34 protein-coding genes and 1 tRNA gene are annotated in these 26,068 nt (G+C 67.1%); 15 read left to right on the top strand and 20 right to left on the bottom strand.

The annotated features are described in order from the left end of the window. Positions 1-13: 13 nt before the first annotated feature. A complete protein-coding gene (locus tag FPZ12_RS07040) occupies positions 14-514 on the top strand; it encodes a GbsR/MarR family transcriptional regulator (protein ID WP_144762139.1) in 501 nt (166 codons plus the stop codon). On the opposite strand, the gene FPZ12_RS07035 is transcribed toward FPZ12_RS07040, so the two are convergent. Next, positions 486-1,064 carry a TetR/AcrR family transcriptional regulator gene (locus FPZ12_RS07035; RefSeq protein ID WP_144762142.1) on the bottom strand — a complete coding sequence of 193 codons (579 nt, stop codon included), beginning with the start codon at positions 1,062-1,064 and terminating at the stop codon, positions 486-488. The two genes, FPZ12_RS07040 and FPZ12_RS07035, sit on opposite strands and share 29 nt — an antisense overlap. Positions 1,065-1,153: 89 nt before the next feature. Between FPZ12_RS07035 and FPZ12_RS07030 the strand changes: the two genes are divergently transcribed. From FPZ12_RS07030 to FPZ12_RS07000, 7 genes are all read left to right on the top strand, one after another. Further along, positions 1,154-1,789: an NAD(P)-dependent oxidoreductase gene (locus tag FPZ12_RS07030; RefSeq protein ID WP_144762145.1), complete on the top strand. Its 636-nt coding sequence runs from the start codon at positions 1,154-1,156 to the stop codon at positions 1,787-1,789. 136 nt (positions 1,790-1,925) lie between these two features. Beyond that, positions 1,926-3,074 (top strand): C1 family peptidase, encoded by a 1,149-nt coding sequence (locus FPZ12_RS07025; protein WP_144762149.1) that lies wholly within the window; start codon positions 1,926-1,928, stop codon positions 3,072-3,074. 20 nt (positions 3,075-3,094) lie between these two features. After that, complete coding sequence (locus FPZ12_RS07020; protein ID WP_150980206.1) at positions 3,095-3,688, top strand: hypothetical protein; 594 nt, start codon at positions 3,095-3,097, stop codon at positions 3,686-3,688. A gap of 80 nt (positions 3,689-3,768) precedes the next feature. Beyond that, complete coding sequence (locus FPZ12_RS07015) at positions 3,769-4,128, top strand: protease inhibitor I42 family protein (protein WP_150980204.1); 360 nt, start codon at positions 3,769-3,771, stop codon at positions 4,126-4,128. Positions 4,129-4,228: 100 nt separating this feature from the next. Beyond that, on the top strand, positions 4,229-4,834 hold the full coding sequence (locus tag FPZ12_RS07010) for an RNA polymerase sigma factor (protein ID WP_166462612.1): 606 nt from the start codon (positions 4,229-4,231) through the stop codon (positions 4,832-4,834). Between the two features lie 44 nt (positions 4,835-4,878). After that, entirely contained in the window at positions 4,879-5,313 is a 435-nt protein-coding gene (locus FPZ12_RS07005) for a carboxypeptidase regulatory-like domain-containing protein (RefSeq protein WP_208025776.1), read from the top strand. A 48-nt stretch (positions 5,314-5,361) separates the two neighbouring features. Then, the gene (locus FPZ12_RS07000; protein WP_144758196.1) at positions 5,362-7,938 is read left to right on the top strand and encodes a CHAT domain-containing protein; all 2,577 of its coding nucleotides are present in this window, start codon (positions 5,362-5,364) and stop codon (positions 7,936-7,938) included. Here the strand turns inward: FPZ12_RS07000 and FPZ12_RS06995 are convergent. After that, the gene (locus FPZ12_RS06995) at positions 7,935-8,390 is read right to left on the bottom strand and encodes an SRPBCC family protein (RefSeq protein ID WP_144758198.1); all 456 of its coding nucleotides are present in this window, start codon (positions 8,388-8,390) and stop codon (positions 7,935-7,937) included. The genes FPZ12_RS07000 and FPZ12_RS06995 overlap by 4 nt on opposite strands. Positions 8,391-8,444: 54 nt before the next feature. Between FPZ12_RS06995 and FPZ12_RS06990 the strand changes: the two genes are divergently transcribed. Further along, on the top strand, positions 8,445-8,648 hold the full coding sequence (locus FPZ12_RS06990) for an antitoxin (protein WP_144758200.1): 204 nt from the start codon (positions 8,445-8,447) through the stop codon (positions 8,646-8,648). 8 nt (positions 8,649-8,656) lie between these two features. Here FPZ12_RS06990 and FPZ12_RS06985 read toward each other — a convergent pair whose 3' ends face one another. After that, positions 8,657-9,610 carry a prephenate dehydrogenase gene (locus FPZ12_RS06985; protein ID WP_144758225.1) on the bottom strand — a complete coding sequence of 318 codons (954 nt, stop codon included), beginning with the start codon at positions 9,608-9,610 and terminating at the stop codon, positions 8,657-8,659. 21 nt (positions 9,611-9,631) lie between these two features. Continuing rightward, positions 9,632-10,885, bottom strand: a complete 1,254-nt coding sequence (locus tag FPZ12_RS06980; RefSeq protein ID WP_166462611.1) for a M20 metallopeptidase family protein — start codon at positions 10,883-10,885, stop codon at positions 9,632-9,634. A 48-nt stretch (positions 10,886-10,933) separates the two neighbouring features. On the opposite strand from FPZ12_RS06980, the gene FPZ12_RS06975 reads away from it, so the two are divergent. The 4 genes from FPZ12_RS06975 (at position 10,934) to FPZ12_RS06960 (ending at position 12,357) form a co-directional block, all read left to right on the top strand. Beyond that, positions 10,934-11,416: a tRNA adenosine deaminase-associated protein gene (locus tag FPZ12_RS06975; protein WP_144758201.1), complete on the top strand. Its 483-nt coding sequence runs from the start codon at positions 10,934-10,936 to the stop codon at positions 11,414-11,416. After that, positions 11,416-11,868 (top strand): nucleoside deaminase, encoded by a 453-nt coding sequence (locus tag FPZ12_RS06970; RefSeq protein WP_144758203.1) that lies wholly within the window; start codon positions 11,416-11,418, stop codon positions 11,866-11,868. Before FPZ12_RS06975 ends, FPZ12_RS06970 begins: the two co-directional genes overlap by 1 nt. 67 nt (positions 11,869-11,935) lie before the next feature. After that, positions 11,936-12,022, top strand: a tRNA-Ser gene (locus FPZ12_RS06965). Positions 12,023-12,156: 134 nt separating this feature from the next. After that, the gene (locus tag FPZ12_RS06960; protein WP_144758205.1) at positions 12,157-12,357 is read left to right on the top strand and encodes a hypothetical protein; all 201 of its coding nucleotides are present in this window, start codon (positions 12,157-12,159) and stop codon (positions 12,355-12,357) included. A gap of 34 nt (positions 12,358-12,391) precedes the next feature. Here the strand turns inward: FPZ12_RS06960 and FPZ12_RS06955 are convergent, their stop codons facing one another. The 8 genes from FPZ12_RS06955 to FPZ12_RS06920 all read right to left on the bottom strand — a co-directional run bounded on the left by FPZ12_RS06955 (position 12,392) and on the right by FPZ12_RS06920 (position 20,012). Further along, positions 12,392-13,879, bottom strand: a complete 1,488-nt coding sequence (locus tag FPZ12_RS06955) for a tyrosine-type recombinase/integrase (protein WP_144758207.1) — start codon at positions 13,877-13,879, stop codon at positions 12,392-12,394. Between the two features lie 35 nt (positions 13,880-13,914). Continuing rightward, a complete protein-coding gene (locus FPZ12_RS06950) occupies positions 13,915-14,202 on the bottom strand; it encodes an excisionase family DNA-binding protein (RefSeq protein ID WP_144758209.1) in 288 nt (95 codons plus the stop codon). Beyond that, positions 14,199-15,758 carry a DUF3631 domain-containing protein gene (locus tag FPZ12_RS06945; RefSeq protein WP_144758211.1) on the bottom strand — a complete coding sequence of 520 codons (1,560 nt, stop codon included), beginning with the start codon at positions 15,756-15,758 and terminating at the stop codon, positions 14,199-14,201. The genes FPZ12_RS06950 and FPZ12_RS06945 overlap by 4 nt, the downstream gene beginning before the upstream one ends. Then, the gene (locus tag FPZ12_RS06940; protein WP_144758213.1) at positions 15,758-16,270 is read right to left on the bottom strand and encodes a hypothetical protein; all 513 of its coding nucleotides are present in this window, start codon (positions 16,268-16,270) and stop codon (positions 15,758-15,760) included. The genes FPZ12_RS06945 and FPZ12_RS06940 overlap by 1 nt, the downstream gene beginning before the upstream one ends. A gap of 32 nt (positions 16,271-16,302) precedes the next feature. After that, entirely contained in the window at positions 16,303-16,584 is a 282-nt protein-coding gene (locus FPZ12_RS06935) for a hypothetical protein (protein ID WP_243769710.1), read from the bottom strand. A gap of 139 nt (positions 16,585-16,723) precedes the next feature. Beyond that, positions 16,724-18,916 carry a cell division protein FtsK gene (locus FPZ12_RS06930; protein WP_144758215.1) on the bottom strand — a complete coding sequence of 731 codons (2,193 nt, stop codon included), beginning with the start codon at positions 18,914-18,916 and terminating at the stop codon, positions 16,724-16,726. Beyond that, complete coding sequence (locus FPZ12_RS06925) at positions 18,916-19,677, bottom strand: ABC transporter permease (RefSeq protein WP_243769709.1); 762 nt, start codon at positions 19,675-19,677, stop codon at positions 18,916-18,918. Before FPZ12_RS06925 ends, FPZ12_RS06930 begins: the two co-directional genes overlap by 1 nt. A 104-nt stretch (positions 19,678-19,781) precedes the next feature. Further along, a complete protein-coding gene (locus tag FPZ12_RS06920) occupies positions 19,782-20,012 on the bottom strand; it encodes a hypothetical protein (RefSeq protein WP_144758219.1) in 231 nt (76 codons plus the stop codon). A gap of 134 nt (positions 20,013-20,146) precedes the next feature. Here FPZ12_RS06920 and FPZ12_RS06915 point away from each other — a divergent pair, with 134 nt between their 5' ends. Then, on the top strand, positions 20,147-20,518 hold the full coding sequence (locus FPZ12_RS06915; RefSeq protein WP_144758221.1) for a GntR family transcriptional regulator: 372 nt from the start codon (positions 20,147-20,149) through the stop codon (positions 20,516-20,518). On the opposite strand, the gene FPZ12_RS06910 is transcribed toward FPZ12_RS06915, so the two are convergent. After that, the gene (locus FPZ12_RS06910; RefSeq protein WP_144758223.1) at positions 20,515-20,703 is read right to left on the bottom strand and encodes a hypothetical protein; all 189 of its coding nucleotides are present in this window, start codon (positions 20,701-20,703) and stop codon (positions 20,515-20,517) included. The genes FPZ12_RS06915 and FPZ12_RS06910 overlap by 4 nt on opposite strands. Positions 20,704-20,885: 182 nt before the next feature. On the opposite strand from FPZ12_RS06910, the gene FPZ12_RS06905 reads away from it, so the two are divergent. Beyond that, positions 20,886-22,310 carry an NsdA family TPR-like regulatory protein gene (locus FPZ12_RS06905; protein WP_243769708.1) on the top strand — a complete coding sequence of 475 codons (1,425 nt, stop codon included), beginning with the start codon at positions 20,886-20,888 and terminating at the stop codon, positions 22,308-22,310. Here FPZ12_RS06905 and FPZ12_RS06900 read toward each other — a convergent pair. The 7 genes from FPZ12_RS06900 to FPZ12_RS06870 all read right to left on the bottom strand — a co-directional run bounded on the left by FPZ12_RS06900 (position 22,269) and on the right by FPZ12_RS06870 (position 26,014). Continuing rightward, positions 22,269-23,168: a phosphotransferase enzyme family protein gene (locus FPZ12_RS06900; RefSeq protein ID WP_144746655.1), complete on the bottom strand. Its 900-nt coding sequence runs from the start codon at positions 23,166-23,168 to the stop codon at positions 22,269-22,271. The genes FPZ12_RS06905 and FPZ12_RS06900 overlap by 42 nt on opposite strands. Positions 23,169-23,204: 36 nt before the next feature. Next, a complete protein-coding gene (locus FPZ12_RS06895; protein ID WP_144746653.1) occupies positions 23,205-23,483 on the bottom strand; it encodes a hypothetical protein in 279 nt (92 codons plus the stop codon). A gap of 216 nt (positions 23,484-23,699) precedes the next feature. After that, complete coding sequence (locus FPZ12_RS06890) at positions 23,700-23,981, bottom strand: hypothetical protein (protein ID WP_144746650.1); 282 nt, start codon at positions 23,979-23,981, stop codon at positions 23,700-23,702. A gap of 34 nt (positions 23,982-24,015) precedes the next feature. Continuing rightward, complete coding sequence (locus FPZ12_RS46980) at positions 24,016-24,324, bottom strand: winged helix-turn-helix domain-containing protein (protein ID WP_341771207.1); 309 nt, start codon at positions 24,322-24,324, stop codon at positions 24,016-24,018. Between the two features lie 153 nt (positions 24,325-24,477). Then, positions 24,478-25,326: a helix-turn-helix domain-containing protein gene (locus FPZ12_RS06880; protein WP_243769707.1), complete on the bottom strand. Its 849-nt coding sequence runs from the start codon at positions 25,324-25,326 to the stop codon at positions 24,478-24,480. Further along, positions 25,304-25,819 carry a DUF6879 family protein gene (locus FPZ12_RS06875; RefSeq protein WP_144746647.1) on the bottom strand — a complete coding sequence of 172 codons (516 nt, stop codon included), beginning with the start codon at positions 25,817-25,819 and terminating at the stop codon, positions 25,304-25,306. Before FPZ12_RS06875 ends, FPZ12_RS06880 begins: the two co-directional genes overlap by 23 nt. Continuing rightward, complete coding sequence (locus FPZ12_RS06870; protein ID WP_144746645.1) at positions 25,820-26,014, bottom strand: hypothetical protein; 195 nt, start codon at positions 26,012-26,014, stop codon at positions 25,820-25,822. Positions 26,015-26,068 lie beyond the last annotated feature (54 nt).

Raw genomic sequence — 26,068 nt, 5'->3', positions numbered from 1 at the left:
GAAGGATGGAGTCATGCCGAGCCAGCCGCCTCCCGTGGAAGAAGCCGCCCTGCCCTTCATCGAGAAGATGGGCAGCGTGCTCTTCAACGCGGGAATGCCGCGGATGCCCGCGCGTGTCTTCGCGGCCACGCTCGCCGCGAACTCCGGCAGCCTCACCGCGGCGGAGCTGAGCGGGGTGCTCAAGATCAGCCCGGCGGCGGTGTCCGGCGCGGTGCGCTATCTCGAACAGGTCGGCATGGTGCAGCGCGGGCGCACCCCCGGCGACCGGCGCGACTACTTCACCATCGGCAACGACTTCTGGTACGAGTCCGTGATCCGCCAGGAGGACAAGGTCTTCACCGAGCTGTCCAAGGTGCTCGTCGAGGGCATGGACGCCGTCGGCGCGGACAGCGAGGCGGGCAGGCGGCTGGCCGAGACTCGCGACTTCTTCGACTTCCTGGCCACCCAGCTGCCGCTGCTGATCGAGCAGTGGCACCGGCAGCGGCTCAGCGAAGGCCGTGCAACAGGGTCTTGACCAGGCTCTTCGCCAGCCCGGCGGAGTCCACGTCCTCGGCCTCGAACTGCCAGAAGAAGGCTTGCTGGAAGCAGGCGCCGAGCAACAGGGCCGACATCGCGTCCGGATCCGCCGCGCGTGGCAGCCTGCCCAGCCGCTGCTCGGTGTGCAGGTAACGGCTCAGTCCGGCCAGCGGGTTGCGCGGCCCGGCGCCGCGCGCGTGGATGGCGTCCCGGTGCGCGGTGAGGAGTTCCCTGGTGGAGAACAGGGAAGCCGCGATGGGAAAGCTCTCGCGGTAGAAGTGCAGCGCGGCCTCGGTGACCTTGACCAGATTGCCCCGCACGGTGCCCTTCCCGGCGTTGGCGGCCAGCTCCGCCAGCGTGCTGCCGAGCGCGGGTAGCTGTTCGGAGAGCACGCCGAGAAAGATCTCCGTCTTGTCCTGGAAATGCTTGTACAGCGCGGCTTCCGAGTAGCCGGCGGAACGGGCGATCTCCTTGGTGGTGGCCCGCGCGTAGCCCTGCTCCCGCATGATCCGCGCCGCGGCGGCCAGGATCTCGTCCCGTGTGCCCATTCTCAGTCCGTTCTCAGTGCTCGCTTGACGGTTGGTGAGTACTCACTAACCATAGCTGGTGAGTGAACACTAACCGAAGCGGAGGGACGATGAAACTCACGGTTTTCGGGGCCAGCGGAGGCACCGGCGTCGAGGTGGTACGGCAGGGGCTTGCGGCTGGGCACCAAATCACCGCCGTGGTAAGGGATCCGGCACGGCTCGACGTTCCGGCAGGCGAACGGCTCGAGGTGGTGACCGCCGAGGTGTTCGATCCGCAGGCCCTTGTGCCCGCGATCGCGGGGCGGGACGCGGTGATCTCCGCGCTCGGCCCACGCGGCCGCGGGCCGACGGTGATCTGCCGCGACGGCACGAGCAGCATCATGAAGGCGATGGAAACGGCTGGTGTACAGCGATTGCTTGTCGTGAGCAACAGCGGGATGCACACCGACGGTGACGGCTTCTTCACCGCCAAGCTCGTCAAACCGATCCTCATCCGCGTGCTGCGCGAGGGTTACGCCGACATGCGCGAAATGGAGGAGCGCGTGCGGGTCAGTGGTCTGCAGTGGACGGTGGTCCGGCCGCCGAGGCTCACGAACTGGCCGCACAGTGGGGAAATCGCCAGCAAAGTGGGCGGAAACGTCAAGGGCAGCTTCAACATCGGCCGCGCGGACCTCGCGGATTTCCTGCTGCGGGCGGCGGGAGAGGACAGTCTCATCCGGACGGCGGTGTCGGTGGCGAAGGGTTAGCTCAGTTGGGCCGATCGGGTGAAAGTGCCCGCGCCCGACCAGGGGCTACGAAAAAACTTCTGCCGCTGTGTATCTGTGGGCGCCCCCGCCGCGTCCTAGGTGGCGTCGGTTGAGTAGGCCCCCTTATGGAGGATGCATGAGCTCCGATCGCTCTTGCGAGGAGGAAATCGCGGCACTGCGCGATTCCCTTGCCACGCTGGGGGATCCGTGGCAAGCGGGGGAGACCTTGCTGAGCAGGCTGGGGGGTGAGTCGCGTGCGGTGCGGCTGGGGGTGCCGGCCCCGAGCGCGGCCGAGGTCGATGCCAGGGCGGATTTGCCAGGGCAGATGTCCGAGGTCGCGCTCGGGACCGCCGGCCAGGCCTGCACGGCGGCCTTCGCGCCGACGGGGGAGTTGCCGAGGTCGTTCGATCTGCGCAAGACGTGCGACGGCGACTACACGACGCCGGTGAAGGACCAGGGGGAGTGTGGGTCCTGCGCCGCGTTCGGGGTGGTCGCGGTGTTGGAGGGCACCGCGGCCTACACCCGGCGCCGGGCCGGCCTCGATCTGGACCTGTCCGAGGCGCACCTGTTCTTCGGGCACGCCAAGGAGCGCGACTACACCAGCACCAGTGGTGCCTGGCCGGACGACCTGCTCGGCGACTGCGTTTCGACCGGGGTCACCTTCGAGGACTACTGGCCCTACGTGGACTCCGGTGCCGGCGCGCTCAACCCGGACTGGCCCAACCGGGTCGCGCACGCGGCCGAGATGGTCGACCTGACCAGGGACCCGGCGGGGATCAAGCACCACATCTACGGGTACGGGCCGGTGACCGCGTGCATAGTGGTCTACGAGGACTTCTTCCACTACACCGGCGGCGTCTACCGGAGCACCACGAAGGACAGCAGTGGGGGACACTGCGTCGCGATCGTCGGCTGGGACGACGACCAGGGCTGCTGGATCGCGAAGAACTCGTGGGGCACCGACTGGGGCGAGGGGGGATTCTTCCGGATCGCCTACGGCGAGGCCTTCATCGAGGATTATCCGGAGCCCAGGCCGACGACACTCGGCTGTACGGGCGCAACCCTGCGTGCGTGGCTACCAGCGCAGCGCACGCTCGGCCTGTCCGTCTCCGCGCATGATGCGGGCGGCTGGGCGTATTTGGAGAACCTGGGCTGGACCCGGCTCTCTGGGGGGACGGGCAGCGCACGGCTACTCGCGCTGCTCGCCGACGCGCGGGCGGGAGGGCATCCCGTCAGCCCGTTCGTGCAGAACGACCAGTTACTCATGGTCCAAACCACCTTCTGACCTTCAGCAGGGGAGCGACAATGACCACCAGCGAAACCGAAGAAACCGGCCCAGCGCCGGACGGGATGACCCCGACGGGCAACTTCGAGCCGAACACCCCGCCTCCGGGTGGGAATTTCGAGCCGAACACGCCTCCGCCGACGGGCAACTTCGAGCCCAACACTCCGCCCCCTGGCGGGAATTTCGAGCCCAATACCCCGCCTCCGGGTGGGAATTTCGAGCCGAACACGCCTCCGCCGACGGGCAACTTCGAGCCCAACACTCCGCCCCCTGGCGGGAATTTCGAGCCCAATACCCCGCCTCCGGGTGGGAACTTTGAGCCCAACACCCCGCCGCCGGCCAACGGCACGGTGCCCTCGCCCAACGGCGGCGTCGTCACCACGCCCGCCACGTCGAACGGGTGGATCGCCAACCGCGTGATCCAGAACGTCTGGAGCACCAGCGCGCAGCCCGGCGTGTGGGCCCTCGTCGGCGGCGACGGCTGGAAGCGCCTCGCCGGTTCGGAGTCGGGCCGCAACCCGCTGACCGCGCTGGCGCTGCTGGCGAAGGTCAACGGCCTGCCGGTGTCGTACCACGTGGACGCCTACGGCCAGATCGACCAGTTGCTGGTCTGACGCGATGAAGCTGGTGGTGGCCGGCAGCCGAGGGGGCCGCCGGCCACCACCTCCCTACGGGGCGCGAGAGGAGGAATCCAGTGGCACTGGTCCGGCTGGCGCAGGCCGACGCGGGGGAGACGGCCGAAGTGCGTGTCGGGGACACCGTGGAGCTGCGGCTCCCGGAGGCGAAGATGTCCGGTTACCAGTGGCGCTGGCAGCTTCCCGACGCGGTCCGGGTGGTCGTGGACGAACACGTCCGGGGAGACGGCCACGAGGGGGCGGTGGCGCAGGGGGAGCGGCCACCGGGTGCAGGGGGGATACGTCGGCTGGCGTTCGACATCGTCGGCGCCGGCCGGCATCTGGTGCGTGCGGAACTGGCGCGGCCCTGGGAGGGGGAACCGCGCCGTTCCGTCACGTTCGTGCTGTCCGCGAGTGAGGATGCTGGTCCGAACGGGTGACATTGGTATCTGGCGATGGCTGACCGCCTCTGTTTCCGGCGAGAGCGGGATACTGCCTGCGCCGGACGAGGAGCGAAGTCTGAGAGCGGGGGCGAATGGGGTGACGGAAGTCCACACCGCCGAGGCGGACCCTCCGTGGGAGGGCCTGCGCGGGCCGGAGTTGTTCGCGGCCTGTCTCAACGCGGCGCGCGAAGGGAACAAGAAGGGCCTCAACCGCTTGGTCCGCGAGCTGACGCCCCTGGTGTGGAACGTCGCCCGCGGCCACGGGCTGGACGCGCACAGCGCGGAGGACGTGGTCCAGACGGTGTGGCTCGCCCTGCTCAGCCACCTCGAGCAGCTCCGCGAACCGAAGGCGCTCGCGGGCTGGCTGGTCACCACGGCGCGGCACGAGGCGCAGCGCGTCAACGGCCGGAAGGCGCCGCCGGTGCCGCTCACCGACGAGATGACGGAGTCCGTGCCGAGCACACTGCCCGCCCCGGAGGCCGAGGTGTTGCGCACCGAGCGCGACCGCAAGATCTGGGCGGCCTTCAGCAAGCTCCCGGCCCGGTGCCAGCGCCTCTTGCGGCTCACGGTGCTCGACGGGCGCGCCGAATACCGGGTCGTCGCCGAAACACTCCAGATGCCGCGCGGCAGTATCGGACCCAATCGTGGCCGCTGCCTCAAAACGATGCGTGAACTGCTGAACAGCGAAGGGGGCAGCGCGTGAACGAGACAGAAGCGCCGGAGGGCGGCGCCCATCCGGACGACGAGATGCTGCTCGCCGAACTGGGCCGGGTCATCGCGATGGCCGACCCGCCGCCAGCGGGACTGGTCGAACGCGTCCAGTTCGCGCTGGAGCTGGAAAACCTCGACGTCGAAGTCGCCCGCTGGGTGCGGGACGACGAGCTCGCCGGGGTTCGCAGCAGTGTCGACCAGGGCACGATCACGTTCACCGTCAGCGATCTGACCGTGATGATCAACCTCACCCGCACCGGCAGGTCCCATCGCATCGACGGCTGGCTGGTGCCGGCCGGGATGCACGGCGTGGAGGTCAGGGTGGCCGAGCACGGCGCGTCGCGGACCACGGCCGACGAGGGCGGCCGGTTCGTGCTGGAGGAGGTTCCGCGCGGTACCACCCAGATCGTGATCTCCGTCGGGGGTGCCGGGTGCGACCGCACGGTGGTCACGCCCGCTGTCGTTCTCTAAGGTCACCGGCCGTACGCCCGGCGGGCGGGGTGTGCTCAGATAAGGTCTGTGTCCCGCCAGCAACGTGTGCTCGCGGCCGCGGGCCGGCTGTACCAGCGTGGCCGCGCCGCCGCGGCCGACCACGGCCCAGCGCAGGCCGCGCGGCTGTTCACCGGTGCGCTCAAGCAGCTCGACGCGGACGGGACCGCCGACGAGGACTGGCTGGAGCTCCGCGCGCGGATCCTGATCAGCCTCGCGTCGGCAGAGGTAGAGACCACTTCGATGAAGGCGGGTCTCGTCCACCTCGAAGCCGCGCGCGCCCACCTTCGCCGTCTGCCGGAGAATTCGCGGCGCGCCACGATGGAAGCGATCGCCGGGCTGCAGCACGCGCTGATGTTGTTCCGGGTCGGCAGGCTCACCGAGTCGCTGGCACAGTTCGACGCCGCGCTGCCGGTGCTGGAGCAGGAGGCCCCGGACGATTGGCTGTTGTTCGCCAACAACTTGATGAACCGGGCGTACGTCAACCTCGCGGTGAGCAAACCGGATGCCGCGCTCGTCGACCTCAACCGGTGCCTCGAACTCGCCATCCGGCACGGAAACCGGCGGCTGGAAGGAAAAGTCCGACACAACCTCGGTGACAGGGCGCAGCTCGTCGGCGATATCCCCGCCGCGCTCGATCAGTACGAGCAGGCCGCGCGGCTGCTGACCGAAGCCGGGCCGGGTTCGCTGCCACGGCTCCGGATGGACCAGGCGCGGGCGCTGCTGACGGCCGGGCTCGCCGAGGAAGCGGCGCGGCATCTCGAGGAAGCTCTTCCCGGGCTGAAGAAGAACAGGGTGATGCAGGACTACGCCGAGGCGCAGGTGACCGGCGCCGGTGCGGCGATCCTGGACGGCGACTACGCGCTGGCGCGCCAGTTCGCGACGTCCGCGCGGCGACATTTTCTCAGGCGCAGCAACGAAAGATGGGCCGAGGTCGCGGCACTGGCGCGGCTGCGCGCCGACGCCACGGAGGCGTTGGACGACGGCCGCCGCCCGCCGAAGAAGCTGCCGGGTCAGCTCGTCGACCACGCCACCCGGCTGGGTGAACTCGGTCTGCGGGACGAGGCGGCCGTCGCGCGTTTACTCGCCGTGCGGCTGCTTTTGCGGCGTGACGCGGTGGACGAGGCCGAGGAGTTGCTCGCGCACGTCCCGAAGCCACGCCAGACCACGCCGGTCGACCACGTGATGCTGCGCCGGCTGTGTCATGCGGAATTGGCTGTGGCGAAGGGAAACTCGCGTTCAGCGCTCGCGCAGGCGCGGGCCGGGTTCGCCGAGCTGAGCCTGGTGCGCGATCGCATGGGCGGGCTGGACCTGGTGTGTGGCACGGCGGTGCACGGCCAGGAACTGGGCAGGCTCGCGTCCGGTCTCGTGCTGGAGCGTGCTCGCGGGCACGCGGGCGCGCGACGGCTTTTCGTTTGGCAGGAACGAACTCGCGCGCAGGTGTACCGCTACGAGCCGCTCCCGGCGATCGCGGATCCCGTGCTGGCGCGGCTGATCACCGAGATGCGGCACCTGCAGCGCGCGGCGCAGCAGGATCGGCTGGCGGGCAAACCGGTCGCCGCGCTCGAGGCGCGATACCGCGAGCTGCAACGGGAAGCGGGCCGGCTGGGGTGGTACACGAGCCCGTGGGGCAGGCCGCGGCCGGTGTCCGCGCCCGAGGACGTGGCCGAACACCTGGGTGATCGGGTACTGGTGAGCCTCGTCGGGCACGAGGACGCGGTGTGGGCCGTGGTGGTGCGGGACGGCCGGTTCCGGCTGCTGCGGCTCGGGCCGCTCGGGGAGACCGTCGAGATCACCAAGCAGCTGCACGCCGACCTCAATGTGCTTGCGCCGGACCAACTCGCCGCTCCGCTCGTCGCCGCGGTCACGACGTCGGCGGAGAAGCGCGCGAAGCTGCTTGACGAACTCCTGATCGGCCCGCTCGCCGACGCGATCGGCGATCGCGAGCTGGTGATCGTTCCGTTCGGCGAGTTGTACGCCCTGCCCTGGGCCGCGTTGCCGAGCCTCCGTGGGCGCCCGCTTTCCATCGCCCCGTCGGCCACGGCGTGGCGGACCGCGGCGGAACGCAGCCGCCCGGATCCCGTCGTGCTCGTCGGCGGTCCCGGCGTACCCGGCGCGATCGGCGAGGTGCGGGAGCTGCGGTCGGTGTACCCGAAGGCGACCCTGGTCGACGGGCAGGGCGCGACGAGCGGCGCGGTGCTGGAGGCGCTCGACGGTTCCGGCCTCGCGCACCTGGTCGCGCACGGCGCGCACGAACCCGCGAACGCCCTGTTCTCCCGGCTCGACCTCGTCGACGGCCCGCTGTTCGCGCACGAGACCGCGCGCCTGGAGCGCCCGCCGGAGCGGGTTGTGCTGGCCGCCTGCGAACTCGCGATGAGCCACATCCGGCCCGGCGAGGAAGCCCTCGGTTTCGCGGGCGCACTGCTTGCCAGTGGCTCACGCGCCGTCGTCGGTGCCATCGCCCGCGTCGGCGACAGCGCGGCCGCCGACGCGATGACCGACCTGCACCGCAGGCTGGCTTCCGGCGTCTCGCCCGCGCTGGCCCTCGCCGAAGCCACTGCGGTCGACCCGCTCCGGCGCCCGTTCCTGTGCCTCGGCGCGGGTTAGCGACCGTCCCTTTCGGACTCAGCCGCGCGCACCAGCCGCCCGGCGAGGAACACGATCGCCGTGCGGAGGAGCTTCTGCACGACCGGCCCGCTGCCGGGGAACTTCTCCTCGAACGAGCCGCGCCAGCGCAGTTCGGTGCCGCCGTCCGCGGCCGGGGTGAACAGGACCTCGGCGCGGTAGTCCTTGACCGGGCCGTTGCGGGCGAAGGTGTAGACGTGCCGCCGGTCCTGTTCGTACTCCAGCGTCTCCTCGAACATCAGCATCGGGAACAGGCCGACGCGCCGGATCGCGCCGACGCCGCCGACCGGGTCGGCCCACCGTTCCCAGCCGCTCTGCACGATCAGCGGTTTCGCCCAGTCGGACCAACGCGCCCCGTCCACTTCGAGCTGGAACAGCTTCGCCGGCGCGGCGCTGCTGGTGCGGACGACTTCGAAGGTGAACGTGTCCGGCATCGCGGCCCTTTCGCTCGTGGTGCACTCCGGGAGACTTTGGGGTGTGATGGTCGCATGGGCATCAACTTCGACGAAATGAAGAAGAAGGCGCAGGACGCGCTGGGCCAGAACGCGGAGAAGATCGAGCAGGGCATCGACAAGGCGAGCGGGTTCGCGAAGTCGAAGTTCGGCCAGCACTCCGAGAAGATCGACAACATGAGCACGAAGGCCAAGGACTTCCTGCACAAGAACCAGGGCGACGACCCCGGCCCGAAGTAGGCCCGCGCCTACGCCACCTCGCCGATGGCGGTGTCGTCGGCGATCGAAGTGATGCGGCCACCTCGCTCGCCCAGCCCGCGCAACCCGTCGCGGGCGTCCGGCGCGTCCAGGTTCACGCGGACCCCGGCCGGCGTCGCCTCACGGGCCTGCGCAAACGCTTGCATACCCTCGTGACCTGCGGTGATGGTCGCGGCGAGCCCGCCGGTCGAGGCGAGCGAGCCGCGCATCGCGCCGAGCCTGCCGAGCGCCTCGTCCAGCACCGGCAGCAGCGCGTCCCGGTTGCCCTCGGTCATCGCGCGCACCAGCTCCGGCCGCGTGCCCGCCACCCGCGTCCCGTCCGTGTAGGAGCCCGCGGCCAGCGCCATCGCCAGCGGCCCGCCCTGCGCCCCCACGGTCGCCAGCACCGCGGCGAGCAGGTGCGGCAGGTGGGAGATCCGGGCGACGGCCTCATCGTGCGCTTCCGACCCGAGCGGCACCACGTGGGCGCCGACGTCGAGCGCCAGCCTCGCCACCTCCGCCCAGGCGTCCAGATCGGTGTCGTCCTCGACGCAGACCACCCACGCGGCGCCGCCGAACAGCGCTGAGTTACCCGCGCGCCAGCCGGATTCGGCCGTGCCCGCCATCGGGTGCCCGCCGACGAAGCGCGTCTCGGGCGCGAAGGCGAGGACGGACGCCCGCACGGCCGACTTCACGCTCGTCACGTCGGTCAGCAGGCAGTTCGGGGCGTGCTGACCGACCTTGCGCACCACCTCGTCGAGCGCGGTGAGAGGCACCGCGAGCACCACCATCGCGTCCCGCTCCGCGGCTTTTCGCAGCGCGGAGCCGAGGTCGGTGGTGGTGTCGAAACCGTCGGCGGCGGCCGCGGCGGCATCGGCCTCCGACTCCGTCGCGCCCCACACCTCCCGGCCGACCGCCGCGGCGGCGCGCAGCAACGAGCCGCCGATCAACCCGAGTCCGATCACGCATACGTCTCGCACGGGGCGTCATCCTGCCAGTGTTCGGTGCGGCGGGCGCAGGGCGTCCAGCGCGAAGGCCGCGTGCATTGCCACACCGGCGGAGAAAGCGCTTTCGTCATACGTCACGCGATTGGAGTGATTGGCCGCCGCTTCGTCCGGCTCGGTGTCCGGCGGGCATCCGCCGACGAACGCGAAGGCCCCGGGAACTCGTTGCAGCACATACGAAAAGTCCTCGGCCCCCATGATCGGGTCCCGCATCACGACGGCCTGGTCCTCGCCCAGCACCTCGCGCGCCAGCGCCAGCGCGCGGCCTGCTTCGAGCGGGTCGTTCACCGTGACCGGGTAACCCGGTTCGATGTCGGCGTAAACCCGGCAGCCGTGCGCGGTGCCCACGGCTTCGCACACCTTCGGCAGCTCGGCCCGCACGAACGCGCGCGTGCTCTCCGAGAGCGTGCGGATCGTGCCCTCCAGCTCGGCGGTCTCGGGGACGATGTTCGTCGTGGTGCCCGCCGCTATCCGGGTCACCGACAGCACGGCGGGCTCGAACACGCTGACGCGCCGGGTGATCAGCGTCTGCAGGGCGCCGACCATCTCCGCGGCGGCCGGGATCGGGTCGATCGTGTGGTGGGGCGCCGAACCGTGCCCGCCCTTGCCGATCACCTGCACGCTGAAGGTGTCCGCCGAGGCCATCAGCGGCCCGGGCCGCGTCTGGATCTGGCCGGCCGGCATGTTCGCGATGATGTGCAGGCCGAAGACCCGCTCGACCCGTTCGCCGGCCGCGTCGAGCACGCCTTCGTGGATCATGTGCCGCGCGCCGTGGAAACCCTCCTCGCCGGGCTGGAACATGAACACGACCGAACCGGCCAGCTCGTCGGCGTGCCGCGTGAGCAGCTTCGCCGCCGAAACGAGCATCGCCGTGTGGGCGTCGTGCCCGCAGGCGTGCATGGACCCCTCGACGGTCGACGCGTACTCGACCCCCGTGTCCTCCTGCAGCGGCAGCGCGTCCATGTCGGCTCGCAGCAGCACCGCCGGGCCGGGTTGCCCGCCGCGCAGCACGGCCGTGACCGAGGTGGTGCTCTTGCCGCGGGTGATCTCCAGCGGCAGGCCGTCCAGCGCCTGCAGGATCTTTTCCTGGGTGCGGGGCAGCTGGAGCCCCCGTTCGGGGTAGCGGTGGAGGTCCCGCCGGAGCTCGACAGTGGCCGATTGCAGGGTCTCCGCCTCGGCGCGCAGCCCGGCGAGCCGTGCGTCCGGCAGCGAAGGCAGATCAGTGGGTCCGGTCATGGGTCGATCCTCACCCATATCCGTACTTCGCAGGTATACGGTGTGCGCATGGCGGTGCAGGAGCCGGTCGCGGGTTTCGCGGTGGCCGTGGTTCGGGAGGACGGCCGATGGCGCTGCAGCGCGCTGGAGCCCGCCGCGCTCACGAACCTGGACGCGGCGATCACTGAGCTGGCGAAGATGCGGTCGACCGGGGCGGTTTTCGGGCTGCTCGCGGTGGACGACGAGTTCTTCGTGATCGTCCGGCCCAGTCCGCGCGGGCCCTCGTTGTTGTTGTCGGACGCCGCGGCGGCGCTGGACTACGACATCGCGGCGGACGTGCTCGACCTGCTGCGCGCCGACCCGCCGGACGAGGACGACGAGTCGATCTGGCCGGAGGGCGATCTGGAGATCCTCGCCGACATCGGGCTGCCCGCCCCGGAGCTCGAGGTGATCGCCGGCGAGGTGGATCTGTATCCGGACGAGCAGCTGCAGATGATCGCCCAGCGCTGCGGGTTCGACACCGAGCTGAGCGCGCTGCTCGACGAGATCTGATGGACGACGCCGATCGCATCCGCGTCGCACTCGACGCCGCCCGCTCGGCGGGGCCCGACGTGCCGATCGGCGCCGCGGTGTTCGCCCCCGACGGCAAGCTGCTGGCCGGCGCCCGCAACGCGCGCGAGGAGCTGGGCGACCCGACGGCGCACGCGGAGATCCTCGCCCTGCGCGAAGCGGCCCGGAACCACGGCGACGGCTGGCGGTTGGAGGGCTGCACGCTCGCGGTGACGGTCGAGCCTTGCACGATGTGCGCGGGTGCCCTGGTGAACGCCCGCGTCGCACGGTTGGTGTTCGGCGCGTGGGAACCGAGGACGGGAGCCGTCGGGTCGTTGTGGGACGTGGTGCGCGACCGGCGGCTGAACCACCGGCCCGAGGTCGTCGGCGGCGTGCTGGAGGACGAGTGTGCGGCGCTCCTGGACGAGTTCTTCGCGGGGCGCCGGGAGGCGTGAGCCGCCGCCCGATCACGAGGCGCAGGTGGGTGCGGACGCGCTGAGACCGTGCAGTACCCTAGTCGGCGGTAGCGTGTCCGAGCGGCCGAAGGAGCACGACTCGAAATCGTGTGACGGTTAACCCCGTCCGTGGGTTCAAATCCCACCGCTACCGCTCTTTGAGCAGGCAGAGCGTCCCTCCCCGGGTTGAGCGGGGAGGGGCGTTTTGTCGTTGGGTCTCAGTTTGGGTCTCATTTGCACTCGGCGCGCCGGTCCAGGCCCGTCCGCCTGCGGTTGTACTATCGACTGATGGACCGTCGTTGGCCTGTTGTCATCGCCGGGATACTGGCGGCCACAGCCACTGCGGCCCAAGTCCTGGCGGGCTTCGAGGCGCTTCCCTACCCGGTCCAGATCGTCTTGCTGATCGTCACCGCGTTTGCCGCCGGTGCTGCAGTTGTTCTTAGCGCCATCACTACTTCAAAAAAACCTCGTTACTTGACAAACGACTGAGTCTGGCCGTCAAGGCTGGGCTTGTTTTCGCTGTTCAGGCCGGTATTGTGGCCCCGGCCCCGCCATCTTCGCCTTCGTCCGGAAGCAGTTCGGTCAGGTGGCGCCCCCACTGCTCTGGCAAAGTTCCTGCGAGTTGTCGTATCGCCTGCTGCTGCTCGGGCGTGAGGTCCGGCCCGTTCACCGCCTGGTCGTCCTTTCCAGCTTGCTTCCACATCAGCTCGCCCACTTCCTTCGCGATGGACGTCACGACCTCACGCGGCACGTGCATGTACCTCTTGGCGATCGCGGCGTCCGACCAGCCCATCAGTTCCATGACGGCCGGGAGCGGAACCTTGAGGACAAGCAGCATCGTCGCCGCCGTGTGCCGCGCGTCGTGGAGCCTGGCGTCCCGCACGTCGGCCTTACGGAGGAGGGACTTCCAGGCACGGTGGTACTCCTTCGGGTGCAGAACGCCCCCGCAGGGATTCGTGAACAGCCAATCGCCCTGAACCCACAGGTCGGCTGCTGCCCTCCGCTCTTCAGCCTGTCGAGCCCGATGAGCCTCCAATGCGTCGATCAGAGGGGCAGGCAAGCCGACCACGCGTTGCCCGGCGCGAGACTTCACCTCGCCGACGACAATCCCTCCGCCGTGACGGTGAGGGCAGTTCGCCGGACGCTCCTCGCCGCAACGTTCCTCCGGCGAGCATCCGTGCTTCCAAGTCATCTGCTGGACAGCGCGCCGAATCGTGAGCGTGCCGGAGCCCGCGCGATGCGGGCACGCCTCCGGCTTGCGCTGGCTCCGGCAGACGCTCACCACGGCGCAACCGTGCTCCCACGCGATATCAACGTCCGACCAACGAAGTCCCAGCGCTTCACCGCGCCGAAGCCCGAGCGTCAGCGCGACGATGAACCGGGCGCCGTTGCGCATGGTCGAGGCGACATCGAACAGTCGTTGAGCTTCCTCGACTGTGAAAGGCACGATCTCTTCCACCACAACGCGCGGAGCCTTCGCCACCCTCGCCGGATTCTGCGTGATGTGCTTGCGCCTCACTGCTTCGTTTAGAGCAACGCGGACCGTCCGATGGGCCAGGTGTGCAGTCGCAGGCTTGAGTCCTTTCCCTTGCGGGGAAGGCGCAATCATGCGGCCGTAGAGCTTTTCGAGGTGCTCAGGCTGAAGCTTGTCGAGCCGATGCGCACCGACACCGGGGATCAGGTGCTTGTAGACCGAAGCTCGATACCCAACCATCGTGGTCGGTCGCACGGTCGGGGCCGCGATGTTCTCAACCCAGTGCGTAAGCCACTGCGCCACAGTCTGGACTCGGCCGGGCTTACGAACGTTGCCCGCATCCCTCTCCTTTTCGAGCGCCCGTACGGCCTTGATGACTTCACTTTCGGTCTTCCGCTTGACGTGGCGACGGTCCGGCGTGCCGTCGTCGCGCACACCCACGGTCACGCGACCGTGCCATTTCCCGTCCTTTCCTAAGTAGACACTGGAGGTGCCATTCGGCGCACGAGTGCCCTCGGGGCGTTTGTTGCGTCCCACTGATTTTTCTCCTATTTGTGTCAGGCGAAGTTGTTTCAGGCGGCTTTTTGAGCAGAGATGAGCCGAGCGGCATAGGCCGTGACCGCGTCGGCAGGGATGCGCCGCAACGTGCCGATCAATACGGATTCCAGGTCGCCGGACTTCACGAGTGCGTAGGTCTTGGTCCGGCCGATTCCCAAGCGTGCGGCGGCTTCTTCGACTTTCAGGAGCACGCGTTCCGGCATCGTGGCCGGACGCGGCGCCTCCTGCGGCTGGTTCACCATCAGTTCAGCGAGTTTGGCCAGGAGCGAGGCGATCTCCGCCGCCTTGGTGTCATTGGTCATCGCGCCTCCTCGGGGTTGCCGGGCGTTTCGTCCGCGACTGCCGCGACCTCCGCGACCGCGCTGTTCAGCGAGGTTGCGGCCGGTGTCTTAGCGCCGCGACCAAGCGCGACCGATTGGGCCGCGCCGGTCGCGCTTGGTCGCGGCGGGGGCGCGGCGTCAGATGGAGCGTTGGCCTGCTCGGTTGCGTTGGTCGCGGAGGTCGCGGCCGTTTCGAGCGGCGGCAGGTAGCGGCTCCACGCGTCGGTAAGTCCGCCGTCGCCGTCGACGCGGTAACCCTTGAGTGCCTTGCCGTTGACCTTGATGTCTTTCGGTCGCACCAAGTACCGCTCAAGCTCCTTGGCGAGTCGTCGAGAGTCGAGAGGCTTGCCCTGAAGGTCGGTCCACGGCCCGTCTTCGACGTCATGCAGTTCCCGAATCAACTCGGCCGTCACCATGCGGTCGGTGCCGCGTGCGGTGAAGATGTCGCGCATATCGGCCAGCAACCGCACGCCGAGCGAGGCAGGCCGCGATCCTGCCTCCACAACGAAATGGCGGCACGCTTTACGTGCGATCTCCGGCCAGTGCCCGCCTGCCGCGTCCGCGATGGCCAGCAGCGGCCGCCAGATCTCCGCCGCACGGTCCCGGACACCTTCGGGTCGCTCGGGCCGCGCCCCGGCGATCTCGTCCGCGACACGGGCTGTCCAGGCCCCGAGGTCGGCTCGAATCGGCGTGGCTTCCCGCTCAACGTCCTGTTCTATGAACTCCTCGACCACTTCGTCATAGCGGCGCTTGCGCATGTGGATCGTGATTGCCCGAGTCGTAATCGTGTCGGGCATCCCTCCCGCGATCCCGGCCAAGGCAACGGGTGCGTAGACGGGGAAGCGGGTGACGTTCATGCTCTTCGCATCGCCCACGCACCGCGTGACGGTCGCCGTGCGCTTGTAGCCCGCGTTCAGCAGCGCACGGAGATCCTCGTTGTTGCCGCCTGTCTTTGGGTTGAACACTGCGTCGATCTCGTCGAACAGCAGCGTCATCGGCCCGTCGACAAGCATCCGGAAGATGGCCGCCGGAGTGATGCTGATGGTCATCTCCGGTTTCGCCACCAGGTACTGACCGACCTCCAGCACGCGAGTCTTGCCACTACCTGGCTCCGCGGAATCCAGGATGAGCCGGGGCGTGACGTAGAGCCGTTCGGCGACGTGCGTGTGTGCGTACCAAAGGGCCAGCGTCGGCGCGCAGTGCTCGTTCGGGAACGCGGAGAACCGCGACACGAACGCCACCACCGCGTCCAGCACTTCCCCGCCCGGCTTGAGAAAAGTGCCGGCCGGGGCCGGGCCGAGCCAGTCCAGTGGTTGCACCGGCGCGACCTCGGGCAGCTCCCGGTTCGGCGCGATGCCGTGGTCTTCGGCCTGTTTTGCAGCGCTGTGCCGCGTCATCCAGACCCGCTGGCAGTTCTCGGAGCAGAAGTCCGCCGACGGTGAGTCGTCACGCGGCCGACCGCACTGGCGGCAGTTGGTGGCTGGTTCGTCGGCAATCGCCGCGTCGATCGCCGAGAGAGCTTCGGTGATGTCAGCCATCAGGCAACGACCTCCAGCCGCGCCGAAACGCTTCCGTTGTTGAGTGCCGCGCGGTAGCGCGTCCACAGTTCGTCTGCTGCTCCGGTGTCGTCGGCGAGGCGGTGCAGTTCGTCAGTCGACGACTCGGCGACGGCTTGGAGAATCCGGCGCGCGTGTTCGTCGACAGCCCGGCGCCACGCGGCCTTGAGCACTACGGACTTGAGGTGCGCGGCGTGCTGTTCGGGGGCAAGCGGTGCTGCCTCGTAGGTCCGTGCGATCCACGCTGCGATCTCACGAAGCCGTGCCGCACGGGGCCGCCCTGCGATCTCCTGAGCGCGTTCGAAGAGCACGATGGGCATCGGTGGCTGGTCGTTCGCCACCGCGCCTATCGCGAGGTGGAGAACGAACGCGGCAAGGGGGTTGGCGACGTCGTTCGGACGCATCCCGGCGAGTAGCCGCCGGGCCGGATTGATGGGGAGCTGCATCACGCAACCGAGGAACTGGCGTTCCGGGTCGAGCAGAGCGGTGCTCATTGAATACCTTTCGGACGAAGGACGAAGGGGGGTCACTGGCCGTCTCGCTGGTCGCGGTTCTGTGCCTTGCGGATGGCGCGGTGAGCGCGCACGGTCGCGTTGTAAGCGCGGCGTCCGGCGCGGAGCGTGCGGCCGGTGCCGTTGCAGCGGCGGCAGAGCCGGATAGCACCGAGGATCGAAGAGCGGAAGTGGCCGAAGCCCCGGCAGGAGCGGCACGCTTTGTAGGGGTAGACGGCGCACGACCAGATGTAGCCGAGGGTGACGAAGAGCATGACCAGACAGAACGAAGCAGTCAGGCTGTCGAGGGGGTTCAATGTGGTCTCCTGGGCTGTTTTTGGGCGTGTTCGCCCCGCGCCTCTAGGGGCTAGGGCGCTGATCAGGTGCTGTTTCGGGGTCTAGGGGAGGCTCTAGGTCTAGAGGGAGGAGGCTCTAGACCTAGAGCCCGTCGCGGACTTAGCCGCGCCCTGTGTTTCGATCACGCTCAGTGAGAGCAGCGGCAAGCCACTCCCGCTTGAGGCCCATCCGGTTCGCACCCTTGCCGGTGCTCGGGTCGGTGGCCCACACCTGCTTCGTGGAGATGCCGAACGGCTTGAGCGCTCCGGAGAGCTGAGTGGCCTTGGCCGTACCGGTGGGCAGTTCAGCCCACGGGCCGTAGACAGCCGGTCGCACCTCGGCCAGCCGGTCCACAATGGATTCGGACCACGCCTTGTCCGCATCGCCGACAGCAGACAGCACGTCGGCGAGCAGTGTGCCTCCGTCGTTCTCGCTGTCCTCCGGCGTGAGGTCGAGCCCCGCCGCGTAGCCAGTCAGACGTCCGGCCGCCACGCGCATCGTGCGGGCACGCGCTGCCAGATTCTCTGCGTCCACACCGTCGATGTAGACGCTCCGCGTGATGCGTGGCTCATCCCCTTCGCCGGAGAGGATGCCGATTCCCTTGTCTCGGAAGGAAAGCGTGGTTGCCCGGATACCGTTCCGGTAGGACGAAGTGCCTAGAACCATGTCGTTCGCCGGTTGGCCGGTGACCTTGAGGCAGAAGCGCATCACTGCGTTGTCGCTGATCCCGGTCGGGATGCTCTTGGCGTCAGGTCGTTGTGTCGCAAGGATGATGACGATTCCCAGCGCCGGGCCGCGCTTCACGAGGTCGGTACAGATCTCCTCGATTTCGGCGCCATACTCCGGATGCTCAAACCACTTCTGGCACTCGTCGACGCCGATCACAATCGGATGCAGGCCAAGGGACTTCTTGCTGGCGAGTTCCGGTGTGACCTTGTTCTCCGGGCACAGGTCTTTGGGCAGCTCACGAATCACCTTCGCGCGGCGTCGCAGCTCCACGCTCAGGGCACGAAGGTCGGCCACGGCGTACTCGATGTCCTCCGGCTCATCCCCGGCGCGGTACCGGTGGGATATCGGAGCGAGGGGCGACAAGTCGCCAGTGCCCTTGAGATCGTAAGAATGCAGCTCGGCACGCGCGTCCATGCCAGCGACCAGCAGGAGCTCCCGCAAGGTGAAGGTCTTGCCCATACGCGGAATCGCGCCGATGACCATCGAGACGAACATCAGCGGGATGTCCACCCACCGGCCGCGCTGGTCAGTGCCGAACGGCTGAGGCTTGAACAAGTCCACGGTGCCGGACTTGCGTAGCGGCCAGACGGGCTGACGCGACTTGGACATGTCCTGATCGCCCACCCACAACACCATGCGGCCGGGATGAACCTCCGCGTTGCCTTCCGGCCACACGCACCCGAGCGGACGGCCCAAACCGGACGCCAGCTTGGCGCGCCGCTCGACCACTTCCCCGACCGTCACGCCGGGCGGCAGGTCGACGTCTGCGCGCCATCCGGGGCCGTCGCGAGTGATCGGCGCCGTGAAGCCGATTGCGTTGGGGTTCTTGGCCAACGCCTGATTGATGCCCGCGATGCCGAGTACAGACAGGGCCTGCACCACGTTGTCACTCGTCAGCTTCTGCACCTGGCCGGAGACAACCGCGCGGTTCGGGATCACCGGATTGTCCTTTGTAGAGCCGAGCTTGCCGAGCAGGCCGACCGCCAGCGCACCACAAGTCCAGATCACCCACTCCGGCAACACGTTCGGCAGGACCAGGAAGAGGACCAGGCCGAGCGTCGACACAAGTCCGAGCTGAATCCAGCGAAGCACCACACGGCGGTCCCGCTGCTGCGACAGCTTGAGGTACAGCTCTGCCTTGTCCGCCGTCGCGGTCTCAGCGCGCGCCGGGCGCCCTTCCGAGTCGGTCACGTATCGGCCGGTCGCGATCAGGAGGAGCAGTGCGCCACGCGGCGACCGGACGGCCAACCGCAAGGCGTACAGCGGCGAGCGCGCCAAGTGGTAGCCAGTCTTGTGGGCGTAGTGCTTGCCCACCCACTTCGCCGCTTCCGTAGCGTCCGAAACAGACCGCAGGTAGGCGGGGAAGATCGGCTGACGGTTCTGTGTCCTCAGCCGGTCCAGCCAGCTTGAGCCCTCGGTTACCGGTGTGTCCACGGCAGAGGCCGGCGCGGGCTCTTCTAACTCGTCGACTATCTCAGCGTCGACAACCTGCGGGGACGGGGTGTCGACTGCCACTGAGGGGAACGCGATGACCTTGCCGGACTGGTCGTCGCTCTCGCGGAATTCATCCGTCGTGGTGCTCATCAGTCGTTCACCTCCTGGTCGCGGTTGGTGTGGAGCAGGTGCGCCAGCGCGGCACCACAGCCGAGTACGACCACGGGCAGGCACGACACAAGCGTGGTGATCGGCCACGGGGCTCGGGTCACGCCCGCAGCGGACATCAGGTGGTAAGCGACCTGTCCGGCCATCCCGAGTCCGAGAGACGCGAACGCAGACCACTTCGCGAACTCACGTGCTCGCTCGGAGGAGTTCCCGCCGGACAGCCAGACCCGCAGGGCGAACGCGGCGTAGGTCTCGACCCCGATCGGCAGGGTGATCGCCGAGTTGATCGATGCCCCGTCCCAGATTCCCGGGAGCAACTCGATGGGGCCGAACCCGGTCAACCGGCCGAGCCCGACCCAGCCGCCCCAGATCGCGACGAACGCGGGTAGAGCCAGCAACAGCACCGGCCAGACCTTGATGTGCTTGTCGATGTGCTTGTCCGGCCCCGGGGCCGCGACGGGCGCGGCCTGCGCGGGTTCGCTTGCTTGCTCGGACGCAGGAGCCGGACCTGGACTCGGGGTCGAGTCGGGTTCGGGCACCACGTGAAGTGGGCGAACCGACGCGGCTTCTTGTTCTTCGTTCAGCTTGCCGAGGAGAGCGCGGGCCTTCGGTGCACCCACCTTGAACTCGGCCATGATCCGGTTGCGGGACGGAGCCGAACCGAGTTCCGCGGCCCACTCCCGGACCTTCGGCAACAGAGCGTCGACGGAGGGCGGATACGCACTCCCCGTGTTCCTGGGCATGTTCAGCCCTACCATTGGTTTTCTCCTGGCTCGTTTCGTGCTGGTTGGGAGACCCGGTCCGGCGGGTGGTTCTTGGCGGTTCCGTGCGCCGGGCCGGGGCGAAATCAAGCGGCCGTGTCCGCGTCCCACCCCCTCAGGCGGACCGACTGCACTGCGGCGCTGATCGCTTGCCGATCGATGCGCCGGACGTGGCGGTGGCTGGAAACCCGGTCGACCAACGTGGATGCGGGGCCGTCGGGGATGTCTGTCGTGAAGTACTCCGCGATGAGAGCGTCAACGTCCGATTCGTAGAGGCCATCGGGTGCGTAGCTGACGGGCGGAATGAGGTCGTCCATGAGAGATGTGCTCCTGCTGCTCTGTGCTCCCCTGCTCGGGGCTGACGGGACAACACGCTAAGCAACCCATGCAACCCTGTCAATAGTGTTGATATGGAAGAGTTGACTGAGCTGCCTGGCATAACATGGTTCGTATGGTTGGTGCGGTTGGTAAGTTCGGTCCTGATCCAGACGACCCGCGTGCGCCGTATTTGCAGGTGGCCAGCGGTTTACGAGCGGCGATCAAGGCGGGGGAGTACACCCCCGGCGCGCAGCTACCGAGTTACCAGGAACTCGCCGAATCCTGGAGTGTTGCCATCAACACCGCGAAGAGTGCGGTTGGCCTGTTGAGGGATGAGGGTCTGGTGGTCGTCCGTCCAGGCAAGGGATCGTTCGTCCGGAGTCAGGCGGTGGAAGACCAGGCCGTGGGCCACTCCGGTGAGGGTGGGGACGAACGTGTCTGGCAGGCCATCGCTGACCTCCGGCGTCGGGTTGCCGATCTCGAACGGGGTGCGGACCACAGTTAGCCCAACAGGGCTCGGAAGAAGGCGACAAGCCCGTCCACGACGCCGCCCAAGCCGCGCACCCAGCGCGCTACGTCCGCCGGGTACTTGATGACCAGGGTCAGGACTGCGATCACCACCAAGACCGTGATCACCTTTGCCAGCAGGCCGCTACCCGCATTGGCCACGGGGTAGGGGTTCTTCGCCATTTCGGTCTCCTCTCGCCGCCGGGCCGGTCGTTCCGATCCGGTGTTTCGTTGATGTGACTAGGAAACCGGTCGATGGCGGGGGTGCGGGAGTGTGCACAAGGGGGTGCATTCGTGCACGTGGGGGGTGCATTGGTGCGCGAAGGGGGTGCTCAGGGGGTGCTTTAATGATCATGGAGGTACCCGTGATCGACACTGAGAAGCAGCCCAACACGCTCCTAGCTGCGGTAATGAAGCAGGCGGGAGCGAGCAACAAGGGCTTGGCGCGGCGGGTGCGCTCCCTCAGTGAGCAAGACGGCGGCGAACTGGTTCGGTGCGATCACGTGTCGGTGAAGCGGTGGCTTGACGGCACTAAGCCTCAGGCGCGCACCTGCCAGCTGATCGCGCGCGTTCTCGGGGAGCTGCTTGGCAGCGCGATCACGCTTGCCGACATCGGGTACGCCGAAGCGGCCAGCGACGACGACGCGGCCGTGAGTGACGTCGGGCTCGAGTACGCCGAAGAGGTCGCGCAGACCGTCGTCACACTTGGGGCGATCACGGACCTGGAGCTGCGAACGCCGAAGAAGGTCGCGCCCCTGTCGGTTGTGCCGCAGGCGTGGAGCGATCTCGTGGTCCGGTGGCTCACGGACTCTGACAGTGATCGGTCTCGGCCGCCAGCAGAACCACGGCGCATCACCATGATCGACGTTGAGGCGGTCCGTGAAGCAACCGCCATGTTCAGCGGCTTCGACTACAAGTACGGGGGAGGACGGCCGAAGTCCCTCGTCGCGTCCTTCCTGGACCAGGAAGTCTTGCCGAACATCCCGCGCGTTTCCCCACACGATCCGGTTGGGCGCGAGTACTTCCGTGAAGTCGCAGCGTTGACGCGGCTGGCCGGGTGGACGGCGTACGACACAGGTGCGCATGGCCTCGCTCAGCGGTACCTAACGCAGGCATTCCGTTTGGCCAAGGCGGCGGGCGACAAGCCGCTGTGCGGCCGGATTCTCGCCGGTATGTCGCATCAGGCGAACTTCCTTGGCCACTACCAACGGGCCGTGGACTTGGCACGTGCGGCGCATAAGGGCGCGAACGGATATGCCACGCCGACGACAATGGCGCTCTTCTTCGCTATGGAAGCGCGGGCGCACGCGTCACTCGGCCGAGAGGATGACGTGGCGGCTGCTCTGCTCACGGCGGAACGCTGGCACAGTGGCGGAAATCCGGAGAACGACCCGGAATGGATCCGCTATTTCGACGCCGCCGAGCTGCACGCTGAGTTCGCCCACTGCTTCCGCGATCTCGGCAACGCCGAGTTGGCCAACCATCATGCCGCGGCTTCCATTCGGGAATCGGAATCGAACTATGTGCGGAGCCTTTCTTTCGTTAGAACAGTCCTCGCAACATCGCACTTGCAGGACGGAAACCTGGAAGAAGCCCTTTATGTTGCGCGGTCTGTGGTTGAAACGGCGGCGAATTTGAAGTCATTGCGCGTTGTGGCATACGTTGACGACTTCAAGTCGAGGCTCGGCGCTTTCGCGGGTGATCCGCTTGTACGCGAATTTCTCGAGTTTTTCCGGACTCATCTCCCGTCAGAAGACGCGCCAGTGTCGAGGAGCTTGCTTATCGCGTAGATCGGCCACGCGCTTTCGTACCTCGGCCGCAACCTCAGTTGATTCACCCATAGTTTGAGCAAGCCATGTCGTCATGTTCAATTCCCTGGCAGCCCTGACGACGGGGAAGCCCGGCCAGGTGATCGGGTCGAATCCGTAGGCGTCCACGTACGACTGGTATTCGGTTTCGGATACCCAACCGAAAGCCTGGTGTCGAACCGACAGAACGGCGGCATCCCACTCGCGGGGTCCGTAGGCAAAGTCTTCCAAGTCGATGAGGGTTATTTCTCCGGAGGTTGTCCGAATGAGATTGCCCGGATGAGCGTCTCCGTGTATTGGTCCTTGTGGAAGCTTGAACTCAACTTGCTTGAACTGAGATTCAACTTCTTCATGGCGTTCGCGTAGGAACTCGATATCCGAGGCCGGCAGTAGCTCGGGGGAGAGGCTCTCCAGGCGTTCGGGTATCTTCGGCATCGGTTTGAATTTGGGAAGATCGAAGCTGCTCGGTGCGGGCAGGGCGTGAAGTCGTCGAAGTATCCGCCCGAAGTCTCCGGCGGTTATTGGGGTGTCGCCGCTAGATATGTACTCCCAAAAGGTCACGGGGAAGTCGTGCACCACGAGTTCTGGTGAGATTCCGGGAGCAAGCCTCGTGGCTGGAAAATCGCGGGCTGCCAGCCATCGGGCTACGTCCACTTCCTTTTGGGCAGCAGGCACGGAACGGCCCACCCGCGCAACAATCGGGATTCCTGTGAGCTTGTAGATCGCGTTCTCGCCAAAGCGGAGCAGAGTAGCATCAGAAGCATCTAGGCCGACCTGGCTGCACGCCTGGTCAAGAACCCGTTGTGTCTGCTCTGATGTGAAAGCCCTGCTCGAAGCCATCAGCCGCGCGCTCCTTCGGATCGTGTCGCGACCAGGCTACAACGCTCCTTCTGCCGACTTGTTGCGCCCTTCCAGTATTTCCTCAAGCTGTGCGCCGAACCCGGCCGCATTGCTTCTTATCTGCTGAAGGCAGCCTTCGATCTCATCGAAAATATCCGCTATCCGGTTCAACTGAACTGCGTCAGCCCGGCTCTCGGCTATGTCCCGGTACTGCTCCCTGTATAGGGAAATCGCTGCCGTAGCCGCGCTCAAGGGGAGCGCACCCAATGCGATCGCCAGTTCTTTCAGCTCTTGATCGGATGACTCTTCGCTCATTCAAACCGGTTCCGAATTCCTCTGACTAAGAAGAAGCCGTGCCCTCGGAGCTGGGACATCGGAGGGCGCGGCTCGTTTGTTCGTCTCTACTTCTTTTTCTTGGCTTCGCGAACTGCTGCTCGACGCTCGGCGCGGTTCCCGTTGGGATTTGGTGCGGCCACAGGGACAGATTTGCTTGTGTCGTAACCGCCGGAGCTGTTTCGCGTCCTCGTCTTGTTAGCCTCGGTCATTTAGCCGGTGCCCCTCTTCGTCGTCCTTGTTCGGCAACTTGATGCCTTCGTGTTCCATTGCTTTAACGAGATCCGTGCGATAGAAACGCGCGATACGGTGTGCGTTGCGAGCTGCCCGACCGCTCTGCGCCAGCGTCTGTAGCCAGTCGGCTTCTTCCGCGTCTTCAAGTTCGCAGATCCCGGCCCTGTCGGCACGCACGATGTCGAATGCGTCCTTGTCGAAGTCGTCCAACGATTCGATGACGTCACCGAGCTGATCGATCATCATGGTGACCCGCTCGTGTTGCTTGAGATAGTCGTCGTCAGTTGGCCTCGGCATCGGTTCCCTTAGACCTCTGCTCGATGAAACTCAAGAAGTCAGCAAGTTCCTGCTCTGGGTCGTCACGTTTTCTTTGGAGGAACCAGAGTGCGATTTTCTTCGAGTTCTTCACCGGATAGGTCCCCTTTGACCTAAGAGTCATTACAAGTCCGCGCTGACGGAGCAGCTGAGTCGCTAGACGGGTAGTGCCGAGTGACACACCGTATTGCCGCGAGATCTCGCCCTCTGCCGGGAGTGGCATTTGTGGCGGCAGTTCGCCGTTCGCAATACGTTCCATCAAATGGTCAGCCATCGTCTTGTACAGGTACCCTGGCTCCGAGGTTAAGTGGAATATTTGTTCCGTTGCCTGTCGCATCTGTACCGTCCCTCACTGCGTTGGGCCGCGCCCTATTGCGCAATCAACGCTAGGCAGTGGGGCCTGTCGGTTCCAGTACGATTCAGGCACTCACATAAAGTCATCGCGCGCATCGAGCAGGAAAGCACGGGCGCGGTCTCCGTTGAGTGCATGACTGCCGAAGAAGTCGAACAGTTCGCGGTGGTACTTGATGTCCCGGTGGTCGCGGTAGTCCACGCGACCGGAGAACAGCTCCACGATCACCAATCGTTCGTCGTACACGTGGAATGAGTTGAGTGGCGCGGCCGGAACCTTCGCGTTGAGCGGGACAATGCCCAAGTGAACGTTCGGCCGCGTCGACAGGTCGGCCAGGTGCGCGCATTGCCGGGCCATCGCAGATCGGTCGATGCGCTTCCACCTGACGGCCTGTTCCGTCAGCAAAACGTGGAACTCGCGCGATGGGTCGTCCAACACGGTCTGTTGGTCGAGCCGGGCAGCTACGGCCTTGTCCACGTCGCGCGCCGGAGAAGTAGGCAGCATCGGCGCCAAGGCCGCACGGGCGTACTCCGGTGTCTGTAGCAGCCCGCCGACCATGACGGGTAGGAACGACCGTTGGACGCTGGACAGCTCGATGATGTGCTTGATCTCTGTCTGCGCGCGCCAAAGGCCAAGCTCGGCCATCGCGCGCCCCGACACGTGCGCCACGTTCGCGCGGCGGGCCAGGGTGACGAGCTTGTCGGCCAGGTCGTCAGGCACCTCCAGCGCCTTAACCATGCGCTCGACCTCTTCGACGCTGGCCAGTTCCTTGAGCGACTCGATGCGGCTGACCTTGGACTGCGACATGTGGCAGCGGTGAGCCAACCGCGCCTGCGATAGACCGGCCGCCTTGCGTAGCTTCTGAAGCACCGTTCCGACGTCAGGCGGTGCGCCCTGGCCGTCAGGCTCGGTCGCGATACTCACCGAAAGGCACCGCCTCTGCCAGCGCCAAGTCACGCCAGCGTCGGTACTGGTCAACGTCTGCTTGGTCGGCAAGGTCGCGGTCTCGGAGGGTGCCGTCCGCGTTGTAGTGCAGCAGCAGAACCGTTGTGTCGTCGAACAGCCAAAAGTCCTGGTCGGGCAGGTCAACTCTGCGGTCAGTCAGGTCGAGAATCAGGTAGTCCTCACCAGCGGCGACGTTGCCAGGTAGCGCCCAGGCGAACATGTACCGCGTGTAATCCGTGAACGGCCGCCGCACCACCTTGACTCGCTGCATGGTCTTCCCGGCCGCGACGTGCTGTCGGACCGTCGTCTCCCAGCTCGCGTTGTACTCGGCAGGCTTCGGTTCACCAGCCAGGAACCGCTCATACGACGGCTGGTCGCGCGGGATGGTGTACGTCTGGAGCGTCTCCAGCCGGAAGGCTGACCGCTCGAAGTCCGAGAACAGCGCGGCCGCCGTCTCGTTGCTTACTGCCACCTACTGACCCCCGGACAGCTCAGGCAGCGCCTGGCGCACGATGTGCAGCGGCAGTTCCACGGCCTGCTCGTCGGGGCCGAGCTTTAGGCCGGCACTTACCGCGTCACCCTGGAAGACGACCGTCCCCCGGTCGGACAGGTAGACGGTCGGACACTCGTTGTCAGGGCAGTCACCAGCGATTTTACGTAGCTCCATGCTTCTAGCTTGACGATCTTCGAAGCACGGAGCAACCATCGGGACGCGCTTAGT

It is taken from the genome of Amycolatopsis acidicola, assembly GCF_007713735.2.
GTDB classification, from domain to species: domain Bacteria; phylum Actinomycetota; class Actinomycetes; order Mycobacteriales; family Pseudonocardiaceae; genus Amycolatopsis_E; species Amycolatopsis_E acidicola.
This window is presented reverse-complemented; position numbering and strand designations above follow the sequence as displayed.

Bases quoted from the DNA above. Each gene is read 5' to 3' on its own strand.
- FPZ12_RS07040 (WP_144762139.1), top strand. From the start codon at position 14: ATGCCGAGCCAGCCGCCTCCCGTGGAAGAAGCCGCCCTGCCCTTCATC.
- FPZ12_RS07035 (WP_144762142.1), bottom strand. From the start codon at position 1,064: ATGGGCACACGGGACGAGATCCTGGCCGCCGCGGCGCGGATCATGCGG.
- FPZ12_RS07030 (WP_144762145.1), top strand. From the start codon at position 1,154: ATGAAACTCACGGTTTTCGGGGCCAGCGGAGGCACCGGCGTCGAGGTG.
- FPZ12_RS07025 (WP_144762149.1), top strand. From the start codon at position 1,926: ATGAGCTCCGATCGCTCTTGCGAGGAGGAAATCGCGGCACTGCGCGAT.
- FPZ12_RS07020 (WP_150980206.1), top strand. From the start codon at position 3,095: ATGACCACCAGCGAAACCGAAGAAACCGGCCCAGCGCCGGACGGGATG.
- FPZ12_RS07005 (WP_208025776.1), top strand. From the start codon at position 4,879: ATGCTGCTCGCCGAACTGGGCCGGGTCATCGCGATGGCCGACCCGCCG.
- FPZ12_RS06995 (WP_144758198.1), bottom strand. From the start codon at position 8,390: ATGCCGGACACGTTCACCTTCGAAGTCGTCCGCACCAGCAGCGCCGCG.
- FPZ12_RS06990 (WP_144758200.1), top strand. From the start codon at position 8,445: ATGGGCATCAACTTCGACGAAATGAAGAAGAAGGCGCAGGACGCGCTG.
- FPZ12_RS06980 (WP_166462611.1), bottom strand. From the start codon at position 10,885: ATGACCGGACCCACTGATCTGCCTTCGCTGCCGGACGCACGGCTCGCC.
- FPZ12_RS06975 (WP_144758201.1), top strand. From the start codon at position 10,934: ATGGCGGTGCAGGAGCCGGTCGCGGGTTTCGCGGTGGCCGTGGTTCGG.
- FPZ12_RS06970 (WP_144758203.1), top strand. From the start codon at position 11,416: ATGGACGACGCCGATCGCATCCGCGTCGCACTCGACGCCGCCCGCTCG.
- FPZ12_RS06960 (WP_144758205.1), top strand. From the start codon at position 12,157: ATGGACCGTCGTTGGCCTGTTGTCATCGCCGGGATACTGGCGGCCACA.
- FPZ12_RS06950 (WP_144758209.1), bottom strand. From the start codon at position 14,202: ATGACCAATGACACCAAGGCGGCGGAGATCGCCTCGCTCCTGGCCAAA.
- FPZ12_RS06945 (WP_144758211.1), bottom strand. From the start codon at position 15,758: ATGGCTGACATCACCGAAGCTCTCTCGGCGATCGACGCGGCGATTGCC.
- FPZ12_RS06940 (WP_144758213.1), bottom strand. From the start codon at position 16,270: ATGAGCACCGCTCTGCTCGACCCGGAACGCCAGTTCCTCGGTTGCGTG.
- FPZ12_RS06930 (WP_144758215.1), bottom strand. From the start codon at position 18,916: ATGAGCACCACGACGGATGAATTCCGCGAGAGCGACGACCAGTCCGGC.
- FPZ12_RS06925 (WP_243769709.1), bottom strand. From the start codon at position 19,677: ATGCCCAGGAACACGGGGAGTGCGTATCCGCCCTCCGTCGACGCTCTG.
- FPZ12_RS06920 (WP_144758219.1), bottom strand. From the start codon at position 20,012: ATGGACGACCTCATTCCGCCCGTCAGCTACGCACCCGATGGCCTCTAC.
- FPZ12_RS06915 (WP_144758221.1), top strand. From the start codon at position 20,147: ATGGTTGGTGCGGTTGGTAAGTTCGGTCCTGATCCAGACGACCCGCGT.
- FPZ12_RS06910 (WP_144758223.1), bottom strand. From the start codon at position 20,703: ATGGCGAAGAACCCCTACCCCGTGGCCAATGCGGGTAGCGGCCTGCTG.
- FPZ12_RS06900 (WP_144746655.1), bottom strand. From the start codon at position 23,168: ATGGCTTCGAGCAGGGCTTTCACATCAGAGCAGACACAACGGGTTCTT.
- FPZ12_RS06895 (WP_144746653.1), bottom strand. From the start codon at position 23,483: ATGAGCGAAGAGTCATCCGATCAAGAGCTGAAAGAACTGGCGATCGCA.
- FPZ12_RS06890 (WP_144746650.1), bottom strand. From the start codon at position 23,981: ATGATGATCGATCAGCTCGGTGACGTCATCGAATCGTTGGACGACTTC.
- FPZ12_RS46980 (WP_341771207.1), bottom strand. From the start codon at position 24,324: ATGGCTGACCATTTGATGGAACGTATTGCGAACGGCGAACTGCCGCCA.
- FPZ12_RS06870 (WP_144746645.1), bottom strand. From the start codon at position 26,014: ATGGAGCTACGTAAAATCGCTGGTGACTGCCCTGACAACGAGTGTCCG.